Here is a 20,470-nt window from a genome sequence, read left to right as displayed (position 1 = left end):
AGCAATTTCATGATGGCAAAAGAAAAGTAATATAAATCTGATTTTTTCCCTGCCATCTCATTCTTTCTAATCATACAATATATGACAGGAAAAAACAAGACCGGCTTAATTTATGTCAGGAGATAATCTGTCAGGAGGAGTTTGACAAGACTGATGAGAGTTAGTTTAATATTGTGCAATCTGTATATTTTATGGCAAATAATTCACAGAAAATCAGAAAATGTTCATTTGAAATTTACATAAGATTCTGCTATATTAAATTATGATAACTATAATTCAAAAAGCATGTACAAAAGCTTTTTACAGTTTAGTGTTTCTTATCTGCTACAATAGATAAGAACAGGAAAGAAGAGGAAGCGGTTGCGTAAAAAATCCCATATACTGGTAGCCAGATATCTGGCAGACCAGATGCCTGCTGATAAGAGTCTGCAGTCCCACAGAAAGGCGTTTTGCCTTGGAAGTATCCTTCCAGACATCAAGCCCTCATTTCTGACCAAGAAGCATGAGTACTTCGGTACCTTCGAGGAAATTCAGGAGAAGATGAAGGCGCTTATTAACAGCAGTCCCCAGGAAGGCAAGGAGCGCGTTTACTGGCGCAGATTTGGTGAAGTCATGCATTATATGGCAGATTATTTTACTTTTCCACATAATAAGAACTTTACCGGTAATCTGTATGAGCACAATAAATACGAAAAGCACCTTAAGAATCACCTGAAGCGCTACATAGAGAGCGGCGCTGCAGGCCAGATGGTTATTACACCTGTGTATTTTGAGAATTTTCAGGATCTTGTAGAATATATCCGGAAGGTTCATGAAAGATATCTTCTTAAGGAGCGCAATACCGCAGAGGATGTTCAGTATATTCTCAGAACCTGTTCACAGGTGATTCATGGAATCCTGCAGCTGGCTGCAAGGCGGCTTGGCAGGGAGAATATTCTGTTTCCGGCTGCATGCTGATATGAGGAGAAGCCAGTGCCGGGAGACCACAGCATGAGATCTGTGGAGTCGGCACTGGTATTTTTTTTGCTCTGAAAAGCAGGGGGCAGAGGAATGACTGCAGTTGCTGGCCAGGTTCTGGACCGTAACTTATTGCTGCTTAGATCGTGGACAGTAACGGTTGATTTAAGCAGGTGTTTATGCTACAATAATGTATGTTAATGATTTAATACGAACTGCCTTTGAGGTAAGAATGCATACCTTTATATAGGGGAGTAAAGGGATGTTCATAGATAGAAGGGAGCATCTTTTGAATATGAAGAATAAATATCTGACAAAGTGTTTATGTATCACCATGGCAGCTGCCGTGTCCATGAATGGTCCGGTAGGAATTTTTGCCGCAGACGAGGCATCCTTGTCAGGAACCGAAACAGTTATACAGACAGATGAGACACAGGGGAAGACCACAGCAGACGAGACTGCACCTACGGTTTCGGAGGCTCCTGCAGAAGCAGACGAGCCATCTTCGGAGCCAACAGAAGCACCGTCAGAACCGGAGGAGCCTACAGAAGCGCCGGCAGAGCCTACGGAAACACCAGATCCGTCTGAACCAAGTGTGACACCGGAACCAAGTGACACCCCAGATCCAAGCGTGACACCGGAACCAAGTGACACCCCAGATCCAAGTGTGACACCGGAGCCAAGTGACACCCCAGATCCAAGTATCACTCCAGAACCAAGTGATACCCCGGATCCCAGTGTGACTCCTGTCTTGCTGACAGAGAGCCAGCAGAAGGTAGAGGCTCTGATCAAGGAGATTGATGCTGCTTACGCGCTGGAGTTTAATGATGCGAAGAAGACCAAGGTGGAAGAACTTCGCAAGACATATGACAGTTTTTCTGATGAAGAGAAGGCGGCTGTTACGAACTATAAGCTGCTTACGGATATGGAAAAGACCATCAGCCATATGTCAGAAGCAGCAGATGATCCGGCCAATGGTTTTACAGATGGAACGGACATTCAGGCAATTAACGGTGTGCCGGTTTATTATGCATCCAATCTTCATGCAGGTAAGGAATTTTATCTGAATAGCCTGCAGGAGAATTATCAGCTGTCATTTTCGGATGATTTTGCAGATATTATGGATCAGATCGAGAAGGAGTATAAGGAACAGAATCAGCTTACAGATGTATCAGACACCACAGGCGGTGTTACCACATCTGCAGATTCCCTTCTTGTGCGCAACTGGCAGGATATTCTGGCAGTATATGTTTATGAGCAGAGTCTTCAGGGAGTTACTTCTTATACCCTGGATGCCTCCTGCAAAGATGACCTTGCAGCTATTTTTGCCCAGATGAATCCGGTTATCCGTGATGAGAATGATTCCAGCAGGGTTACGTATGGAAATTACCATATTAATTATTACATTAAGAAGAATAAGATTCCCAAGTCAGAGAGAGGAATCCTTAAGAAATATCTGGAAACAGACTGTGAGCTTCTCTGTGCCACAGTTACAGCTGCCAAGGGCTTTGTAAGGCAGAGTGTGGGAGAAGATGTATCAGAGGAGCGTGTAAATGTGATTGCCGCTGCATATTCCCTTGTGGGAAAGATTGGTTATTTCTGGGGCGGTAAATCTACTGTGATCGGAATGGATCCTGAATGGGGAGCTGTTGAACAGGTTACTGCAGAAGGAAGTCAGAGTACCGGATCTTTGCGGGCATATGGTCTTGACTGCAGTGGTTTTGTTACCTGGGCAGTGATCAATGGATATCAGGATCAGGCTATGATCGCAGCGGTTGGAAGTGGTACTTCTGATCAGTGGGAGAGAGCCAATGTAGTAAGCGAAGCAGATGCGCAGCCTGGAGACCTTGTTTTCCAGCGCGGTCCGGAAGCTGGAAGCTCCAATCATGTAGGTATTATCTGTGGTAAGACAGATGCAGGCGACTGGATCGTTGTGCATTGTTCTTCCGGTAAGAATGGTGTTACAGTAGGTGAGGCTTACAGTGCAAGCTTCCGCTATATCCGTCAGCCATCCTTCTATCCGAACGCAGATCAGGTAGCACAGATGCGAGGAAGCGGTGAGGCGATCACCACAGCACAGTTTATTACTGGTATTGATGTAGCCAATAATCTTCAGGATCTGATCAATGCGAACCTGTCTACCTCAGGAGATATGGATACGGTTACCATCGATCCTTCCGGAAATGGAACTGTTTCACCGGGAAGCCTTTATGTTGCAAACAGCCTTCAGGAGCTGTTTGAGGCTGGACAGCATGTAAGTGTATTCAGCCAGGTATCCTATGGAGATGCTGCAGAGGTTGGCAGCCAGGAGACTGGAACTGTAGGCAGCGGGAAGGCGGCTCAGACAGCAGAGACAGACTTCTCAGGAATTATGGTTACCAATTCCCTTCAGGAACTGTTATCTGCCACAATTGGAATTCAGTGACGTAAAAAGTGCTTCCACACCCGGTTTCGGGTAGGAAGCACTTTTCATATACTGCGTCAATATAGCAGCTATCGGTTGATTCCAGACAATACATCCTCAATCCATTTGTCCGTATTGTAATTATCATCGAAGAATTTTACGATTACCCCATAAGGCTCTGTTTCGTTGGAAAAAGCATTGGCCTCGTCTGTATCTACATGCATGGCAAGACGGTAGCTCCAGTCCACACGGACAACCACATCTGCGTAAATAAGGGCCCGGCCGAAGCTCTTGGTGAGGACAAAGACTTCATCGTTATCCTTTACCTTAAGGGTAACCGCATCGGCAGGTGTCATGTGGATGTGGCGCTTGGCGACGATCACCCCATGGGAGATGGTGAGTTCGCCCTTGGAACCGATCAGGGTACATCCAGGCGAACCGGCGGTATCACCAGACTGGCGGATCAGACCAGGAAGTCCGATCTTGCGGGTGTCTGTGAGGGAAAGCTCAATCTGGGTTTCCTTACGGAAGGGCCCCAGGATGGCCATATTCTGATATTCGCCTTTCGGACCTTTTACCGTGAGCCGTTCCTGACAGAGATACTGTCCAGGCTGGCTTAATTCTTTTATGTAATGAAGCTGGGCATCCTCTCCGAAAAGAAAATGAAAATCTTCCTGGGAGATGTGGATATGCCGGGCTGAGGTTTCAATTGGGATCTTGATGCTCATGGGAATTCCTCCGATGTAAATTATGATTTCATACAAGTTTAATCTTAATGAGAAAAAATATCAAGCATTTTTTATGTTACTGTTTACAGGAGTGTACATAGGAGCGTGTAAAATGAAAAAGCATACAGACAGCGGTTTTACCTTTGATATTAAGGAAGATCATGCTGTAGTAACAGAAATTGAGGGAGATCCGCAGATCGTGGAAATTCCGGAACAGGTGGATGGAGTACCGGTGACGGAGCTTGGGGAATATCTGTTCTCCGTAAAGAACTGCCAGCTGATCCGGATCCCCTCCGGTGTGAAAAAAATAGGCCGATATGGGTTTTATAACTGCCGCAATCTGGAAGAACTATGGTTTTCTAGTGACTTTGCAGATCTTGGAAGCGGAGCCTTTACAGGCTGTCACAGGATCCGCAGGCTGGAGGTTCTGATGAACAGCGAGCAGTCCGGGCTTAAGGAGATCCTGTCCGAAATCGGGGAAGAGCTCAGGGTACATCTTTATGGGAAAGTGGAGGCCATGCTCTGGTTCCCGGAATACTACGAGGAAGGTGTGGAGAACACGCCTGCCAGAATTCTGATGACGGAGGTTCATGGAAGCGGTCTTTACTATCGGAATTGTTTTCAGGGAAAGGTATTCCACTTTCTGGAGTACGACAAGCGGTTCGAGATGGCAAGAGCCCAGGAATCTGCTGATTTTCTAAGAGAAATGGTTTACGGCAGACTGCACCTGCCAACCGGACTGACTGACCAGGCGAAGACTCAGTATGAGCAGTATCTAAGGGAACATATGGAGCAGATCGCCTCCGATTTTATCCGGCAAAAAAGAGGGGAGGAACTGGAATGGCTTCTTCATACCTATCCTCTTACAAGTGACCAGAAAGAACTGTTTACAGGGCTTGTAAGCCTGGCAGACACAGTGAAGTCAGCGGAGATCCTAAGTATGCTTATGGAATATCAGAGAGTGCATTTTCCATCCAGGAGGAGAAGTTTTGATCTATGAGTAATCCACAGGAGAGAAAATTGAAGTCATTTGATGAGGAAAAATCGTTATATAAAGAGAAGAATGTCCAGGGCGCTGAAGTGGTATATCCGGCGAGTACGTTATATGGTGCAGAAACACCATATAATGTGAATCCGGTTCATGATGCGCAGGAACGGGCATTAGCTGCGGAAGCGATCTGTCAGGATATTTTATCCAGTTCCAGAAACCAGCTTTATCTGAACATGCGTTTTATGGATTGTGCCCTTTCTTCTCTTGTTTTTCAGGGGGATATGGGAGTACATCCTGTGGGAACGGATGGCACAGCCCTGTATTATCAGCCGGAAGAGCTGATGGAACTGTTTCGGCGAAGCCAGGAGAAGGTAAACCGGATCTATCTTCACAGCCTTTGGCATTGTATTTTTCTCCATTGCTTCCCAGAGCGGGATGAGGAGGGAAATCCGGCTGTGGATGTGCAGTATTGGAATCTTGCCTGTGACATTACGGTGGAGAACATCATCGACGGGCTTTATCTGAAATGCGTACACCAGCCAGTGTCCATGGTGAAGCGCCAGGCACTGCAGCTGATCCTGGAGGAAGGAAAGGTTCTGACGGCTCAGAGAGTTTACCGGAAGCTTCAGTCCCTTCATCTGCCTGAGAATAAAATGCAGGAGCTGCGCAGGGAGTTTGCCCAGGATGATCATGTGAAGTGGTACGAAAATCACCCAAACAGTCCCCAGATGTCCCAGCGGAAAAAGAACTGGGACGACATCCGGAACCGCATGCAGACGGAGATGGAGACCTTTTCCAAGGAAGCGGGAGAGGGCGGTGAGACTCTTGTAGAGCAGCTGCGTGCCCAGAACCGCAACCGCTATGATTATAAAGAATTTTTAAGGAAGTTTTCTGTTTTAAAAGAAGAAATGAAAGTGGATATGGACACTTTCGATTATATATTTTACAATTATGGAATGAACCTGTATGGCAATATGCCTCTGATCGAACCTTTAGAGACGAAGGAGGAGCGGAAGGTAGAGGATTTTGTGATTGTCATCGATACTTCCATGTCCTGTAAAGGAGAACTGGTCCAGAAATTTCTGGAGGAAACCTACAGTGTGTTAAGTGAATCGGAGAGCTTTTTCAGACGGATCCATGTGCACATTCTTCAGTGTGATGAGAAGGTCCAGTCGGATGTGGTGATCGAAAATGCCATGCAGTTAAAAGAATATATGTCCCATTTCACAGTGAAAGGAGGAGGCGGCACGGATTTCCGCCCTGCTTTTACTTATGTGGAACAGCTCCTTGGGGCAAAAAAGTTTACAAAGCTTCGGGGACTGATCTATTTTACAGATGGGTATGGAATCTATCCGGCGAAAATGCCGCCTTACGAGACTGCCTTTGTGTTTATGAAGGAGGATTACCAGGATATTGACGTGCCGCCATGGGCAATCAAGCTGATCCTTGGGGAAGAGGACTTAAAGGGGACAGAAATCTTGTAGGGAAACAAAAAGGGCTGTTTTAAAAGTAAGAAATGCCAATCTGTAAAGACGAGGAGAACATTATGAACATCAAACGAGCAAAAGAAGAGATACGCAACACCATAGAGGCCTATCTTTTAAAAAATGAATATGGGGAATATGAGATCCCAACCATGGCCCAGCGTCCGATTTTTCTCATTGGAGCGCCGGGAATCGGTAAGACGCAGATCATGGAGCAAATTTCCAGAGAGTGTAAGGTTGGGCTGGTTTCCTATACCATTACCCACCATACCAGACAGAGCGCCATTGGCCTGCCCTTTATTTCAAAGAAAGAATTTGACGGGAAAGAGATGGCTGTGACAGAATATACCATGAGTGAAATCGTGGCATCCATCTATGAGAAGATCCAGGAATCCGGCCTTCGGGAAGGAATTCTGTTTATTGATGAGATCAACTGTGTTTCCGAGACACTGGCTCCTGCCATGCTGCAGTTCCTTCAGTGCAAAACCTTTGGAAGCCATAAGATCCCGGAGGGATGGCTGATCGTGGCAGCAGGAAATCCGCCGGAATATAACAAATCTGTCCGGGAATTTGATGTGGTGACCATGGACCGTGTGAAGAAGATCCTGGTAGAGCCGGATTTTGATGCATGGAGAGAATATGCGTATACAAGAGGCATCCATCCGGCGGTGATCTCTTATCTGAATACAAGGCCCTCTAATTTTTATAAGATGGAGAGCACAGTGGATGGCAAGAATTTTGCAACGCCCCGAGGCTGGGAAGACCTGTCCAGGCTGATCCAGGTTTATGAAAAGCTGGACAAGACCGTGGATAAGGACGTGGTAGTCCAGTATATCCAGCATCCCCAGATCGCCAGGGATTTTGCCAACTATCTGGAGCTTTTCTATAAGTATCGTACCGATTATCAGATCGATGAGGTACTAAATGGCCATATTGATGATATTCTGGTGAAAAAAGCAGCGCATGCTTCCTTTGACGAGAAACTGAGTGTTACAGGACTTCTTTTATCCAGATTAAATAAGGCCTTTGGAAAAGTTCAGGCAGAGGAAGAGAAGCTGGCTACTGTTTTTGACCTGTTAAAAGAAGCTAAGGAGCCTCTTATGGGAGCGCAGAAGGACCAGCCGGTTATTTATCTGGAGGATGTGAAAAATAGCTATCAGGCAGATTCCGGGGCAAAGAAAAAGGCGGGGCTTTTATCAAGGGAAGATATCCATCATGATCAGCAGGTCCTTGACACTCTGGAACGCTATGTGATGGATCTGAAAAAAGAAAATGTTCAGGATGGAGAGGCTGCTTTTTCCCTTCTCCGAGACTGGTTTAATGAGGAAAAAGAAGGCTATGAGGAGGAATTTGACCAGGCGGCAAGGCATCTGGAATATGCCTTTGACTTTATGGAGAGCGCCTTTGCAGGCGGTCAGGAGCTGGTGGTGTTTATCACAGAGCTGAATACCAGCAGCCCGGCGGTTTCTTTCCTTCAGGAGTATTCCTGTGAGAGATATTACCGCTATAATAAAGAGCTTCTATTCCGGGAAAATACCAGAGACATTCTGGAACGGATCCGCCAGCTGGGATAAACGTGATTGTTTGACGGATTCGCAGCAACGATAAGGAGACGGAATGAGAAAAAGAAAACCCTGGAAAATTATTTTTATTATTTTGCTTGTGCTTGCAATTTCCCTGGGCGTATTTATTTATCAGCAGCAGTATGAGCCTTCTGATCTGCTTGTAAAGGTAGGAGAGGGGCTTTTGGACAACGCTCCTGAGATTTTCTCCGGGGAGCCTAAGGAGGTCCGGGATTTGCGGAAACAGGAAGTGGCAGATACGGATACAGAAGGAACCAGCCAGGAATACTATTTTGGGCTGCTGAACGAAGAAGAGCAGCGGGGCTATCGGGAAATGATAGATGGGATCAAGGCAAGGGAGAAGGAATTTTATCTTACCATCTATGATGACGATACGGTCAATAAGGTTTATCATGCTGTTTTGATGGACCATCCGGAGCTGTTCTGGGTACATAACCGGAAGCAGGTGTATAAAACCACCTTCTCAGATGCCAATTATTGCATGTTTTCGCCTGGCTACAGCTACACAGATGAGGAAATGCAGGAGATTCAGGCTGCAGCAGAGAATGCCTGTCAGGAGGTAAGCGCACTGCTTCCGGAGGGCGCTGATGATTACGAAAAGGCGAAAACCGTTTATACGTATCTTATTGACAACGCAGAATATCAGGAATCTGAGGATGACCAGAGTATGGCTGGAATCTTCTGGAAAAAGCAGGCGGTCTGTGCCGGATATGCAGGGGCAGCCCAGTATCTGTTGGAATATCTTGGCGTTCCCTGTATTTATGTGGAGGGCAGTACTGCAGGAAGTACAGAAGGACATGCCTGGAACATTATCACCCTGAATGGGGAGTACTATTATTTTGATGCTACCAATGGCGACCAGCCGGAATTTCTGGAGGGAGATGCGGTTCAGCTTGCAGAGCATAAGACGATCATATATGATTATCTGTGTCCGTTTCCTTCTGAGTATGAGATGACGTACACACCATCTGAGGAGTTTCCGGTTCCGGAATGTACTGCCACAGCCATGAATTTCTATGTGCTGAACCAGGGCTGCTTTGACAGCTATGATTATCAGGAAATTCTTGCATACTGTCAGATGCGGTTAAATAACGGGGCGGCAGTAGTGCGGTTTAAGTTCTCCAGTCAGGAGGCTTTTGACCAGGCGAAGGCAGAATGGATCAACGGAGATGCCATTCAGGAGGCAGCCAGATATTATATGACCTTGTATGGTATGAGTCAGGTAGAGTACCATTATGGAATTCTGGAAAATCTGAAAACGATTTATTATATGTTTTGAAAATCTATCAACCATTAAAAGAATGATTTGCCAGGCGGATTCTGGCAGATGAAGGCTGAAGTGGAATGTGACTTCAGGGAGGAGGTAAAACTATGATTGATATTTTGCAAAATGTGATGAACATTGCTGGAAGAGTACATGACATGCAGATTGCAGGCACCTTATCCATGGTGATTTTTGGAGTGGTGCTTGTGTTTGGAATCATGAATTGTGTTCTTGGTTACCGGCTGCTTAGATTCTGGATGATGATCTTTGGATTTCTGATCGGAGCAGGCATTGGTCTGTTTGCCGTCTATCAGATCGGATTTGGAGAGAAGCTCTACTATGCAGTGGGAATGATTGGTGTGGGATTGATCCTTGCGATCCTTTCCTTTGCGGTGTTTAAAGCTGGTATTTTTATTATGGGTGCTGGAATCGGGCTGACGCTTACGGTTTATATTATCCATCCAACGACCTCCTTTAGCTTTTTTATCTGTCTTCTGGCAGGTGTGGGGCTTGGAATGCTGGCTCTTCGCTATGAGCGGGAAGTGATCATTGTGGGAAGCAGTATCCTGGGCGGTATTTTAAGTGGCTTTGCCACAGCCAAGCTGGCCAATATGGAAGAAATCCCCTTTGGAATCATCTTTTCCGTTGGTTTTGCCCTTGTAGGAATGCTGATCCAGTTTACGATCAATAAACCGAAATATGAGGATGATTACGACGAGGAAGAGGAAGAAGTGCCCCAGGGAAAGAGAAGAAAAAGAGAAGCTGATGGGGATGAGGAAGAGACAGAGCCAAGGCGCAGATCTTCCAAAGAAAGAAACGAAAAAAATGCAGATAATCGCAGTGGAGAAAAAAGGGCCAGCAGAAACTCTGCAGGTGGTAAAGCTTCCAGAAAGAAACCAGACATGGAAATGGAAACTGGAAAAAGCGGCAGAAGGAAACGTGCAGCTTCTTATGATAACGAGGAATATGATTTCGATGATTCTCCGGCTGCAAGAAGAAAATCCCGTGAGCAGCGCAGAAAACGTCTGGAAGATTACGAACAGGAAGAGGATTACAGCTATGAATCTCCTGAGGAAGAGGCTGACGGCAGATACGCCAGAAGGAACCCGGTAGAGGATCTGGATGATGATCTTTCCAATGCGGATGACGAAGAAATTGATGAGATCCTGGACGAGTATGGTGTGGATGAGGATGATGTGATCGAGGAATATCTGGAAGACTACTATGGCGAGAACAAGAAGAAAAGCCAGAAAAAACGAAAAAACGGCGCCAGTCCCTATCAGAAGAGAAGATAATAAAGATTAAAAAACGCAGCTGATTTCAAAATGTTAAAATTGTTATAAAAACAATGCATTTTGAAACCAGCTGCATTTTATTATGCGATTTATGTGAGTGGCGAGCCAAAGTCCATGCCTGCATGAGACCCTTGCGGCTGCCGTGCTAACGAATCCTAAAACTCAATCTCTTTCAGATATCTTGCCAGTGCATCCTGCCAGGTTGGAAGAGGTGTGAAGCCGTTTTCTACCAGCTTCTTCTTATCCAGGCGGCTGTTAAATGGACGGGCAGCCTTGGAAACACCGTACTCAGCAGTGGTAACTGGAAGAACTGTCACTTTATCCTCGGCATACTCGGTATGTCCAAGCTCTACAGCCTGGCGGAAGATTTCCTTTGTGAAATCGTACCAGCTGATATAACCACCCTCATTGGTTGCATGGTAGTAACCGTATTTGTCCGTGAGGATCATATCGATCATCAGGTGGGCAAGGTCATAAGTATAGGTAGGAGTACCGATCTGGTCGTTGACAACCTTTAAGGTATCGTGTGTTTTGGCAACGTTTAACATGGTCTTGATAAAGTTCTTGCCGTTTTTGCCAAATACCCATGCAATACGGATGATAAAGAATTTGTCAACATTGTTATAAACTGCAAGCTCGCCGTCCAGTTTGGTCTGACCGTAGACGTTGAGAGGTTTATAGGCTTTGCAGTCCGGCTCCCATGGAGTAGTGCCCTGGCCGTCAAATACATAGTCTGTGGAAAGATACATCATTTTGATGCCAAGCTTTTTGCAGACCTTTGCAATATTCTCTGTACCAAGAACATTTACTTTGCGGACGATTTCCTGCTTGTCCTCATCCTCAGCGGCATCTACAGCTGTCCATGCCGCGCAGTGTACTACGCCGTCTACGCCTGCTTCTGTGATGGCTTTTTCCACAGCGGCAGCATCTGTAATGTCTACAGAAACATAAGGCATTGTGGTGACAGCAGTACCGTCCTGGATCCCGCTATACTCCGGGGCAAGGTCAGAGCCTACCCCTTCGTATCCGCGTTTGTTAAGTTCGTTCATTACATCATGGCCAAGCTGACCGGCCACACCTGTTACAAACAGTTTCATAAAAACAGCCCTCCTTAGCGGTTGCCGTACATTTTCTCGTAATAATTCTGATATTCTCCGGAAATGATAGTCTCCCACCATTCCTTGTTATCCAGGTACCACTGGATGGTCTTCTTGATGCCGTCTGCGAATTTGGTCTCCGGCAGCCAGCCAAGTTCGTTGTGGATCTTGGTCGGATCAATAGCATAACGCATGTCATGGCCCTTACGGTCTGTTACATATGTGATCAGGCTTTCTGGTTTGCCAAGCTCTTTGCAGATGATCTTAACGATGTCGATGTTCTTCATCTCATTGTGTCCGCCAACGTTGTAAACCTCGCCTACACGTCCTTTGTGGATGATCAGGTCGATGGCGCGGCAGTGATCCTCAACATATAACCAGTCACGAATGTTCTCACCTTTTCCATAAACTGGAAGTGGCTTGTCGTTTAAGGCGTTGGCGATCATAAGCGGAATCAGTTTTTCCGGGAAATGATATGGGCCGTAGTTGTTGGAGCAGCGGCTGATGGATACTGGAAGTCCATAGGTTCTGTGGTAAGCAAGTACCAGAAGGTCAGCAGAAGCCTTGGAAGAGCTGTATGGGCTGCTTGTGTGAATCGGAGTCTCCTCTGTGAAGAACAGGTCCGGTCTGTCAAGAGGCAGATCTCCATAAACCTCATCTGTGGAAACCTGATGGTAACGTTTGATTCCGTATTTGCGGCATGCGTCCATAAGAACAGCAGTACCGATAATATTGGTGTTCAGGAACACTTCCGGGTTCTCGATGGAACGGTCAACGTGGCTCTCAGCTGCGAAGTTTACAACCATGTCCGGATGTTCTTCTTCGAAAAGCTTGTAAACAGCCTCGCGGTCTGTGATGCTCTCTTTTACAAAACGGAAATTCGGGTTGTCCATAACTGGTGCCAGTGTGGAAAGGTTACCTGCATAGGTAAGGCAGTCCAGGCAGATGATCCGGTAATCCGGGTATTTTTTTAACATGTGGAAAATAAAGTTGCTTCCGATAAATCCGGCACCGCCGGTAACGATAATGTTCATTTCTTGTTTCTCCTTTGCTTTTTATAGAGCCTGAATATGGTGTGCAGATGGACCATGGTTATATGACAAGCTGCAAAGGCTGTTCAGGCTGTCAGGGGGTCGATAAAAAAATAAAGTGTATAAGTGAATTATTGCTTAGTGCAGCACATCCATATACTTGCCATCCAGTACATCCTTCAGATACTGGCCGTACTGGTTTTTCTTCAGCACGTTGTAAACTTCCATAACCTCTTCTTTGGAAATCCAGCCGTTTAAGTATGCAATCTCTTCCAGGCAGGCAATCTTACGATGCTGATGAGTCTCTACTGTTTTTACAAAGTTGGTAGCGTCTACAAGGCTCTCGTGTGTACCAGTGTCAAGCCATGTGAAGCCCTGTCCAAGAAGCTCTACATTTAACTGGCCTTTTTCCAGGTAAATACGGTTCAAGTCTGTGATCTCAAGCTCTCCGCGGGCACTTGGTTTCAAGTTCTTTGCATATTCTACCACATTGTTGTCGTAGAAGTAAAGTCCGGTTACGCAGTAGTTGCTCTTTGGTTTCGCCGGCTTCTCCTCGATGGAAACAGCTTTGCCCTCCTGATCGAATTCTACAATACCGAAACGCTCCGGATCGTCTACATAGTAGCCGAATACAGTGGCACCTTTTCCTGTGCTTGCATTTTCAACAGCGGCTTTCAGACGTTTCTTAAGGCCGTGTCCTGCGAAAATATTGTCTCCAAGAACCATGGCAACGGTGTCGTTTCCAATAAATTCTTCGCCGATGATAAAGGCCTGGGCAAGTCCATCCGGGCTTGGCTGTACGGCGTAGGTAAGATGAACGCCGAACTGATGTCCGTCACCAAGAAGATCCTCGAAACGGGGAGTATCCTGTGGTGTGGAAATGATCAGGATATCGCGGATCCCTGCGTTCATAAGAACGGAGAGCGGATAGTAGATCATTGGTTTATCATAAATTGGAAGCAGCTGCTTGGAGGTAACCATGGTTAACGGGTAAAGTCTGGTACCGGATCCACCGGCTAAAATAATTCCCTTCATAATATCATTCTCCTTTTGTAGAATTATGTTACGGCTTATGTAAGAAACCGTAACAGATCTGATGGTGTCAGGGACGTAATTGCTCAGTCGTCTGTGAATACTGTTGGTACAGCATTTCTATGGCCCTGACTTGTGTCTGTGAATGTATTATAAAAGGTTACCTTACGTCATCTTCAAGGGCTTTTTTACAATTATTTTAAATTTGTTACTTTTTCACAAAGAAATACTCCGGCGTCCTTGGTAATATGGAAGCCATTTTCTGTTTTCTTCTTAACAAGAGCCCGAAAATCCTTGTAACGGTCCGGTAGGTACTGATTCTGGTTGCCGTGGCAGGAGAGGATATAGGAGATAAGCGGCTCTGCATCGGTGACGATCAGCTCATCTTCATAAGCCTTCCATGTGATCTGCTGAAAATAAGGGGAAAGGATCTGGGCTCCGTTTTCCCGTCCGAAGCGCTCGTACAGTTTGTCTGCAGAAAGAGCGATCCGCTCGTCAAAGGACTGGACCAGAAGACTGACCTCCCGCATGTGCCGGGAACCATAGGTGCTGCAAAGAAAACGGCCTCCTGGCTTCAGCAGCTTCTGGACATTCTGGCAGACCTTTCCAATATCCTCACAGTAAAAGAGAACATGGTTGGCGATTACCAGGTCGAAGGTTCCAAGTCTTGCCGGAATGGTATGGCAGTCAAAGGCTTTGAAGGAAAAACGGGGGTCGCTGCCTCCGATGGCACGTCTGGCGTCACGAAGCATGCCTTGTGAAATGTCGGACAGGGTGATGTGCACACCTTTAGGCAGCCGTTCCAGATTCTGGGTCCACAATGCACCATCTCCGCAGCCCAGCTCCAGGATGTTCATGCCCTCATGGATCTGGCACTGCCGGAAGATCCATGGGAACCAGCCCTCCTGATTTACGGAATACAGGCTGTGCAGATTGATTCTGGAAGAAATATTGGAAGCGTTCTGGTACTGGTTTTTCAGGCTCTTTTCCATAACTGTCAGATGGATCAGATCCAGCATACGGCTCCAGTCTACGGTGTGCTCCTCGGAAATCGCCTGAGCGGTGTCCTTTAAGGTTTTTTCTACCAGCTGCATCTGCTCGATCCGGTCCTGTACCAGCTTCAGCTGTACATTCAGGGCGTTGAGCATAAAGTGGCTGTCCGGATCCTCAATGGTCATCTCCCGAATGTCCTCCAGGGAAAAGCCCAGGTACTTCAAAAGCAGGATCTGCTGAAGTCTGGCGAAATCCCCATCTGTATAAAATCTGGCTCCGGAATCGGAGACAAGAGATGGTTTCACAATATCGTGCTGGTCATAGTAGCGGATGGTCCGCAAGGTTACACCGGCCATCCGGGCAAACTGGCCAGAAGAGTAGTAGCCCTCTTTTTTCACAAACATACCTCCCGGGCGGAGTGCTGTGCTGAAATGCTCCAGCCCTGTATATAAAAATATTATAGAAAAAAAATCGTTTCGGTGCAATGGAAAATTGTGCAGCTGTTGTTCGAGTTACTGTTCCCTGGCAACATTCCGCGCTGAGCAGGCTGCCTGTGAACCGTAACCGGCTGTCACCTTCTGTCGGAAAGCGACGAACGCTTTTTCTTGTACTTTCCCTGTGGGTGTGCTACCCTTTAATCAAGGTCAGTGTGACCGAGAATATTTCGGGTTACCGGTTCGTTGGTGGACCGTAACGATTCTTGTAAACTGGCAGTTCTGCCAGCTTTTTTCCACAATAAAATGTAAAGAGGAGAAGAAAATGGACAGGAGGTTAAAATGAACCTATTCGATTTTACATACTGCGGAAATTATAACCGCCAGATACAGAATCTGGCCAGGATATCCCCGGAAAAGTGGAGCTTTGGAGAATCCGGGGATTATGGGATTTTAAAAGGATATCTGGAAAACACCTTCCGCAGACTGTATGAGGAAGGAAAAGTGACAGAAGAAAAAGAATATGCACTTTTTCACACAGGACTCTTTAATCAGTATTATCAGCCGATTTACGCCTATTTCGTACCCAATGTTGTGCCGGACAGACAGAAATGGTATCTGGAAGGATTTTATACCGACTACTCACTTTTAAAAATTAAAATCAGAGATCTGCCTCCCAGGGCAAGTTATGTGGAAAATCCTTCGGACTTGGTGTTTGATACAAAGCTGCCGGTGGTTCCCCAGTATGAGCATATATTTGATGATGAGGAGAACGTGAGAAGACTGCCAAGCGCAGTACGGGAAAGCGGCATGCGGGTGCAACTTTTTGACGGAGCTTTGCAGCAGACCAGACGGATCCTGGAGTCAGACTATAAGGCAGCCATCCCCCAGTATTACAACCATTCCATTCAGCTTCTGATCCCCATCTGCCTGCAAAACCCCGGCATTCCGGATCTGGCGCTGGCCTGTATGAAAACTCCAGACGGGACCAAATATCTTGGGCGTACCTGCCTGACACTTCGGATGGCGTACCACAATGCAAGACTTCTGGCCCGGCTGGATGGGAGCTGGCTGCGGGCGTAGCCATTGTAACTGTGAAAGAACTGTGACTTTATCCTGGAAAGTCTGTTCAAAATATGAAAAACGTGTTACAATTTAGAAATATTATGGAAGAGAAACAGAGCACAGGAGAACATATGAGAATCGAATTAAAAGACGAAAACCAGGAAGAACCACAGAAAATTGACGAGAACGACATCCGGTACAAGCACGAATCGGATCTGACCAAGAAGGAGAAGCGGGAGCTTGAGAAGATGAAGCTGTCCAGCATGGGACTGGGAGGCAAGCTTCAGTATATCTGGGCATACTATAAGCCCCAGATGGCAGCAGTGGTGGCAGTGATCGCCATTGCCTTTTTTGCAAAAGATCTGTACCAGAATTCCAAGATCCACACAGCACTTACCGTTATGGTAATTGATTCCTACGGAATGAAGCAGGAAGAAGCCGAGGAGAAGGTGCAGGAAGCCCTGGGGATCCAGGACGATCCCTATGAGGTTGTCACTGTGGACGAAAGCCTGCGCACCGGCGAAGATGGAGTGGCGCTGGAGTCTTACAGCCAGATGGCATTTACCACTAAGGTGGCAGCAAAGGCTGTGGATGTGCTGATCGGTTCTGAGCAGTATATGGATGGGTTTGAGTTTAAAGATGAGTATTTTATGGATCTGACAGAGCTTTTGCCAGAGGATGTTTACCAGGCCTTTGGAGAGCAGGAGGATAAGTATAGCATTACCATCACTTCCGATCAGCTGGCAAGCGACCTGGAAGTAGCCTATGAGCCGATTAAGATCGGTATCCTGGCAAATTCAGAGAATGTAGAAAATGCAGTGAAATGGCTGACAAAGCTTGCAGAAAGAGGAAACGTGTAAAAAGTGACACGTTTCCTCTTTTAAGGTGTTAACAGTTGTTGGAAAAGTGCCTTTTTCTTATAATTTTTTCAGATAATGTTTTTCAATAAATGCGAGAATCCCATAAAGGATCATGGCAATCATACACAAAATCACAATGGACATCAGTACCCAGGTAAGCTTGAAGAAGTGAAAACACATTCTGAAAGAAAAAAGTCTGCAAAATTCAAAAGAATTTTCGGAAAAATGCCAATAGGATATTTTACCGAAATAAGGTATGCTAAACGGACAGAAGTAATTCGAATGGATAACAGGAGCGAAGATATATGAAGGTTTTACTGGCCGGGAATACCGGTTATGTGACAGGGAAATTTATAGAGGAAGCCTTTCCAGAATGTCAGGTAATGGTGCTTGGAAACAAAATGCTAAAGACAGTGCGAAAAAAGCAGATCATTTCCAGGCCATTTCCTAAGACGGAGCTGGAGCTGGGAGATATTTTCAGAACATACGAATTTGAGGCAGTGGTGTACTTTTCAAATTATCTGACCTTTCATGGAGAGTTGGAAGGAGAGGCGGAAAATCTTCGTAAGCTTCTGCAATATTGCAGGAAGGGACAGGAGAGCCATTTTCTTTATGTAACAGGTCCGGAAGGAATGTACGATGTGCCTACTGGCAAGACGTTGCTGGTAGAAAATGCGGAAGATGTGTGTAGACGCTATGCGAAGCTGTATGATCTGAAGGTGAAAATATTGCGGACGCCATATTTGTGCTCTGGGATTTACAGGAAAGATTTCTTTTATCGGATTTTTGAAGCTGCGAAAGAGAATCAGAAGCAGTTTTTTCAGGAAGCGCCAGAGCAGAAGGCTTATTTTTTATATCCCATGGATCTTGCAGAGCTGATGTTCAAGCTTTATGACAATTGGAGTGATGAGGAAGAGATACTGAATGTGCCAGATGTATTTGCTGTCAGTTTTTGGGACGTAACGGAAGAACTAAAAAAGATTTTATCCCCAGTTTCCATTATCTATAAAAGCAGTGCCACAATAGAAAAAATAAAAGAAGATGACAAACAGATCCGAATAAATTATAACTGGTTTCCGAAGATTTCGGTATTAGATCATATTTCGGAAATGTATGAAGAATATAAAGAAAACACTCAAAATAACGGTGAAAAAATAAACTGGTTTACCAGTTTTGGAAACCGCAATAAAAAAGTACTGCGAGTCTGTGAGTTTGTGGTCAGCTTTCTGGCATTTGAGTTTTTGCAGCATCTTCTGGGAAACCAGGCCCAGTTTCATATGATCGATCTGCGTCTTGTGTTTATCGTTTTATTTGGAAGCCTTTACGGACTGGGATATGGAATTGCAGGGGCAGCAGCCCAGGCAGTATCCTTGTTTCTTGCATATGAAAGCCAGGGAACCAGGTGGTACACTCTTTTTTACGAACCAGCCAACTGGATCCCGTTTATCTTCTATTTTGCCACAGGGGCCGTATGCGGTTATGTGCGAATGAAAAACAGAGAAAATCTGGAATTTGTGTCAGAAGAGAACCAGTTGATCCGGGAAAAATTTATCTTTATGCGGGATTTGTACCAGGAAACCCTTCTGGACAAAAAAAGATATAAAAAACAGATCCTGGGCAGTAAGGACAGCTTTGGAAAGATCTTTGACATTACCAGGAAACTGGATATTGTACAGCCAGAGGAACTGTTTATTGAAACTATGCACATTATGGAAGAAGTTCTGGAGAATGAGACATTTGCTTTTTATTCCCTCAGTCAGAAAAATGGATACGGCAGATTGGAAGCTGCATCTCCTAAGTCTCAGGGAATGTACTCTGCTTCTATCAGATTAAGTGAGTATACGTTTGCCATGGATGCGCTGGAAAAGGGACAGGTATGGGCAAACCGGGATTTTATAAATGGCTATCCCATGTATATGGCTGGCATCAGGAGAGAAGGCAGTCTGGTAATGCTGATCTGCATCCAGGAGGTAAAAAATGAGCAACTGACTTTATACTATATGAATCTGTTCCAGATCTTATGCGGTCTGGTAGAAACCTCACTTTTACGTGCCCTTGAATATCAGGAGGCTACAGAATACAGGAAATATGTGGAAAAGACAAGGATCCTGAAACCGGAATATTTCGAAAAAAGCCTGGAGCTTCAGCATTCTATGCGTGAGCAGAAGATGGCTTCTTATATCCTTCTGAAGCTGAAGTATGAGAATATGACACTTGAGGAAGCCGATGAAGCGTTAGATGGATGTATCAGGGAGAACGATATCCGTGGTATTTCCCAAGAAGGAGAATTATATCTGATTTTGACACAGGCAGATGACAAGGCACTTCCATTTGTCCTTGGACGTCTGGAAAGAAAAGGTTTCGGGGGAAAGGTACTCGATGTTCCGGCAGGAAAAGAGGCAGCAGGAGAAGAAGCATGATAAAGACAGCAATGGGAATCACGGCACTTGTGATCCATCTGATGATCTGCATACTGATCTGGTTTGGAATACGCACAGGTTTTTTGAAGGTAAAGATGTATATGCTGCCTGTTGCAGTATTTGTACCAGTCTGGGGACCAGTGTGTGTCCTGCTCATACATTTTCAGCTTTTTTCCGGCACAGACCAGGTGAAAACAGTGGGCGTGGAAAAGCTCAGGGTTAACGAGGAAATCTATAAGAATATGTTTCAGGTCAGGGAGGAGAATGACAGGGATGTGGTCCCCCTGGAAGAGGCGCTTGTTCTAAACGACCCTGCCAGACGCCGGGAACTGATCATGAATATTCTGAATGATGATCCGGGAGAATATGTAGAATTATTAAAGCAGGCGCGCATGAATGAGGATGTAGAGGTGGTCCATTATGCGATCACTGCCATGGTGGAATTGTCAAAAGAATATGATTACAGACTGCAAAAAATCGAGAAGAAATATATGGATGCACCGGATGATACGGCAATTCTGGAAGAATACTGTGATTTTCTGAAAGAGTATCTGAGCCAGGGATTTATGGAGAAGCAGATGGAACAGATCCAGAGAAATCAGTATACGCAGCTTTTGTTAAAGCAGTTGGGGAAAAAGAAAAATCTTCATACCTGTGTATGTCTGATGGAAAATCTTATGGTACAAGGTGTTATAGCTACCGTTTTTTATCCGAAAGCTATCGGGCTTGCCAGTCCATGAACAGACGGTTATAATGACCATAAATCTATAGAAAGAAAAAGAGCATTCCCTTTATGATGTCGTGTTACCAGCACGTCATCAGGAATGCTCCA

At 45.6% G+C, this 20,470-nt stretch carries 17 protein-coding genes; 11 read left to right on the top strand and 6 right to left on the bottom strand.

The window, feature by feature from the left end; genetic code table 11:
- The first annotated feature begins 360 nt into the window (after positions 1-360).
- Positions 361-957 (top strand): zinc dependent phospholipase C family protein, encoded by a 597-nt coding sequence (locus ACTQ50_RS12225; protein ID WP_441484445.1) that lies wholly within the window; start codon positions 361-363, stop codon positions 955-957.
- Positions 958-1,134: 177 nt separating this feature from the next.
- Here ACTQ50_RS12225 and ACTQ50_RS12220 read toward each other — a convergent pair whose 3' ends face one another.
- The gene (locus ACTQ50_RS12220) at positions 1,135-1,611 is read right to left on the bottom strand and encodes a hypothetical protein (protein ID WP_441484444.1); all 477 of its coding nucleotides are present in this window, start codon (positions 1,609-1,611) and stop codon (positions 1,135-1,137) included.
- A 271-nt stretch (positions 1,612-1,882) separates the two neighbouring features.
- On the opposite strand from ACTQ50_RS12220, the gene ACTQ50_RS12215 reads away from it, so the two are divergent.
- Positions 1,883-3,382 (top strand): C40 family peptidase, encoded by a 1,500-nt coding sequence (locus tag ACTQ50_RS12215; RefSeq protein ID WP_441484481.1) that lies wholly within the window; start codon positions 1,883-1,885, stop codon positions 3,380-3,382.
- Positions 3,383-3,450: 68 nt separating this feature from the next.
- Here ACTQ50_RS12215 and ACTQ50_RS12210 read toward each other — a convergent pair whose 3' ends face one another.
- Positions 3,451-4,089 carry a PduL/EutD family phosphate acyltransferase gene (locus ACTQ50_RS12210; protein ID WP_441484443.1) on the bottom strand — a complete coding sequence of 213 codons (639 nt, stop codon included), beginning with the start codon at positions 4,087-4,089 and terminating at the stop codon, positions 3,451-3,453.
- A 112-nt stretch (positions 4,090-4,201) separates the two neighbouring features.
- Between ACTQ50_RS12210 and ACTQ50_RS12205 the strand changes: the two genes are divergently transcribed.
- The 5 genes from ACTQ50_RS12205 to ACTQ50_RS12185 all read left to right on the top strand — a co-directional run bounded on the left by ACTQ50_RS12205 (position 4,202) and on the right by ACTQ50_RS12185 (position 10,706).
- Positions 4,202-5,089, top strand: coding sequence for a leucine-rich repeat domain-containing protein (locus tag ACTQ50_RS12205; RefSeq protein ID WP_441484442.1), 888 nt, complete (start codon positions 4,202-4,204; stop codon positions 5,087-5,089).
- Positions 5,086-6,564, top strand: a complete 1,479-nt coding sequence (locus tag ACTQ50_RS12200; protein WP_441484441.1) for a vWA domain-containing protein — start codon at positions 5,086-5,088, stop codon at positions 6,562-6,564. The genes ACTQ50_RS12205 and ACTQ50_RS12200 overlap by 4 nt, the downstream gene beginning before the upstream one ends.
- 62 nt (positions 6,565-6,626) lie before the next feature.
- The gene (locus ACTQ50_RS12195; protein ID WP_441484440.1) at positions 6,627-8,138 is read left to right on the top strand and encodes an AAA family ATPase; all 1,512 of its coding nucleotides are present in this window, start codon (positions 6,627-6,629) and stop codon (positions 8,136-8,138) included.
- A gap of 43 nt (positions 8,139-8,181) precedes the next feature.
- Positions 8,182-9,426: a transglutaminase domain-containing protein gene (locus ACTQ50_RS12190; RefSeq protein WP_441484439.1), complete on the top strand. Its 1,245-nt coding sequence runs from the start codon at positions 8,182-8,184 to the stop codon at positions 9,424-9,426.
- A gap of 92 nt (positions 9,427-9,518) precedes the next feature.
- Entirely contained in the window at positions 9,519-10,706 is a 1,188-nt protein-coding gene (locus ACTQ50_RS12185) for a TM7S3/TM198-like domain-containing protein (RefSeq protein WP_441484438.1), read from the top strand.
- Between the two features lie 155 nt (positions 10,707-10,861).
- Here the strand turns inward: ACTQ50_RS12185 and rfbD are convergent, their stop codons facing one another.
- The 4 genes from rfbD to ACTQ50_RS12165 all read right to left on the bottom strand — a co-directional run bounded on the left by rfbD (position 10,862) and on the right by ACTQ50_RS12165 (position 15,257).
- The gene (gene rfbD, locus ACTQ50_RS12180) at positions 10,862-11,803 is read right to left on the bottom strand and encodes a dTDP-4-dehydrorhamnose reductase (RefSeq protein ID WP_441484437.1); all 942 of its coding nucleotides are present in this window, start codon (positions 11,801-11,803) and stop codon (positions 10,862-10,864) included.
- A gap of 14 nt (positions 11,804-11,817) precedes the next feature.
- A complete protein-coding gene (rfbB, locus tag ACTQ50_RS12175) occupies positions 11,818-12,837 on the bottom strand; it encodes a dTDP-glucose 4,6-dehydratase (RefSeq protein WP_441484436.1) in 1,020 nt (339 codons plus the stop codon).
- 135 nt (positions 12,838-12,972) lie between these two features.
- The gene (gene rfbA, locus ACTQ50_RS12170; protein ID WP_441484435.1) at positions 12,973-13,869 is read right to left on the bottom strand and encodes a glucose-1-phosphate thymidylyltransferase RfbA; all 897 of its coding nucleotides are present in this window, start codon (positions 13,867-13,869) and stop codon (positions 12,973-12,975) included.
- Positions 13,870-14,060: 191 nt separating this feature from the next.
- The gene (locus tag ACTQ50_RS12165) at positions 14,061-15,257 is read right to left on the bottom strand and encodes a MerR family transcriptional regulator (protein ID WP_441484434.1); all 1,197 of its coding nucleotides are present in this window, start codon (positions 15,255-15,257) and stop codon (positions 14,061-14,063) included.
- 378 nt (positions 15,258-15,635) lie between these two features.
- Here ACTQ50_RS12165 and ACTQ50_RS12160 point away from each other — a divergent pair, with 378 nt between their 5' ends.
- The 4 genes from ACTQ50_RS12160 to ACTQ50_RS12145 all read left to right on the top strand — a co-directional run bounded on the left by ACTQ50_RS12160 (position 15,636) and on the right by ACTQ50_RS12145 (position 20,378).
- Positions 15,636-16,376, top strand: a complete 741-nt coding sequence (locus ACTQ50_RS12160) for a DUF3825 domain-containing protein (protein WP_441484433.1) — start codon at positions 15,636-15,638, stop codon at positions 16,374-16,376.
- Positions 16,377-16,489: 113 nt separating this feature from the next.
- On the top strand, positions 16,490-17,218 hold the full coding sequence (locus ACTQ50_RS12155; RefSeq protein ID WP_441484432.1) for a hypothetical protein: 729 nt from the start codon (positions 16,490-16,492) through the stop codon (positions 17,216-17,218).
- A gap of 305 nt (positions 17,219-17,523) precedes the next feature.
- Complete coding sequence (locus tag ACTQ50_RS12150; RefSeq protein WP_441484431.1) at positions 17,524-19,638, top strand: NAD-dependent epimerase/dehydratase family protein; 2,115 nt, start codon at positions 17,524-17,526, stop codon at positions 19,636-19,638.
- The gene (locus tag ACTQ50_RS12145) at positions 19,635-20,378 is read left to right on the top strand and encodes a hypothetical protein (protein ID WP_441484430.1); all 744 of its coding nucleotides are present in this window, start codon (positions 19,635-19,637) and stop codon (positions 20,376-20,378) included. Before ACTQ50_RS12150 ends, ACTQ50_RS12145 begins: the two co-directional genes overlap by 4 nt.
- The last annotated feature ends 92 nt before the right edge of the window (positions 20,379-20,470 follow it).

The organism is Blautia sp. Sow4_E7 (assembly GCF_052116245.1).
Classification (GTDB): Bacteria; Bacillota; Clostridia; order Lachnospirales; family Lachnospiraceae; genus Blautia_A.
The sequence above is the reverse complement of the archived record's forward strand: the minus strand, read 5'-3'. Positions and strand labels throughout refer to the sequence as shown.

Excerpts from the sequence above, each read along its gene's own strand:
- ACTQ50_RS12215 (WP_441484481.1), top strand. The coding sequence starts at position 1,883 with ATGGAAAAGACCATCAGCCATATGTCAGAAGCAGCAGATGATCCGGCC.
- ACTQ50_RS12210 (WP_441484443.1), bottom strand. The coding sequence starts at position 4,089 with ATGAGCATCAAGATCCCAATTGAAACCTCAGCCCGGCATATCCACATC.
- ACTQ50_RS12205 (WP_441484442.1), top strand. The coding sequence starts at position 4,202 with ATGAAAAAGCATACAGACAGCGGTTTTACCTTTGATATTAAGGAAGAT.
- ACTQ50_RS12200 (WP_441484441.1), top strand. The coding sequence starts at position 5,086 with ATGAGTAATCCACAGGAGAGAAAATTGAAGTCATTTGATGAGGAAAAA.
- ACTQ50_RS12195 (WP_441484440.1), top strand. The coding sequence starts at position 6,627 with ATGAACATCAAACGAGCAAAAGAAGAGATACGCAACACCATAGAGGCC.
- ACTQ50_RS12190 (WP_441484439.1), top strand. The coding sequence starts at position 8,182 with ATGAGAAAAAGAAAACCCTGGAAAATTATTTTTATTATTTTGCTTGTG.
- ACTQ50_RS12185 (WP_441484438.1), top strand. The coding sequence starts at position 9,519 with ATGATTGATATTTTGCAAAATGTGATGAACATTGCTGGAAGAGTACAT.
- rfbD (WP_441484437.1), bottom strand. The coding sequence starts at position 11,803 with ATGAAACTGTTTGTAACAGGTGTGGCCGGTCAGCTTGGCCATGATGTA.
- rfbB (WP_441484436.1), bottom strand. The coding sequence starts at position 12,837 with ATGAACATTATCGTTACCGGCGGTGCCGGATTTATCGGAAGCAACTTT.
- rfbA (WP_441484435.1), bottom strand. The coding sequence starts at position 13,869 with ATGAAGGGAATTATTTTAGCCGGTGGATCCGGTACCAGACTTTACCCG.
- ACTQ50_RS12160 (WP_441484433.1), top strand. The coding sequence starts at position 15,636 with ATGAACCTATTCGATTTTACATACTGCGGAAATTATAACCGCCAGATA.
- ACTQ50_RS12155 (WP_441484432.1), top strand. The coding sequence starts at position 16,490 with ATGAGAATCGAATTAAAAGACGAAAACCAGGAAGAACCACAGAAAATT.
- ACTQ50_RS12150 (WP_441484431.1), top strand. The coding sequence starts at position 17,524 with ATGAAGGTTTTACTGGCCGGGAATACCGGTTATGTGACAGGGAAATTT.
- ACTQ50_RS12145 (WP_441484430.1), top strand. The coding sequence starts at position 19,635 with ATGATAAAGACAGCAATGGGAATCACGGCACTTGTGATCCATCTGATG.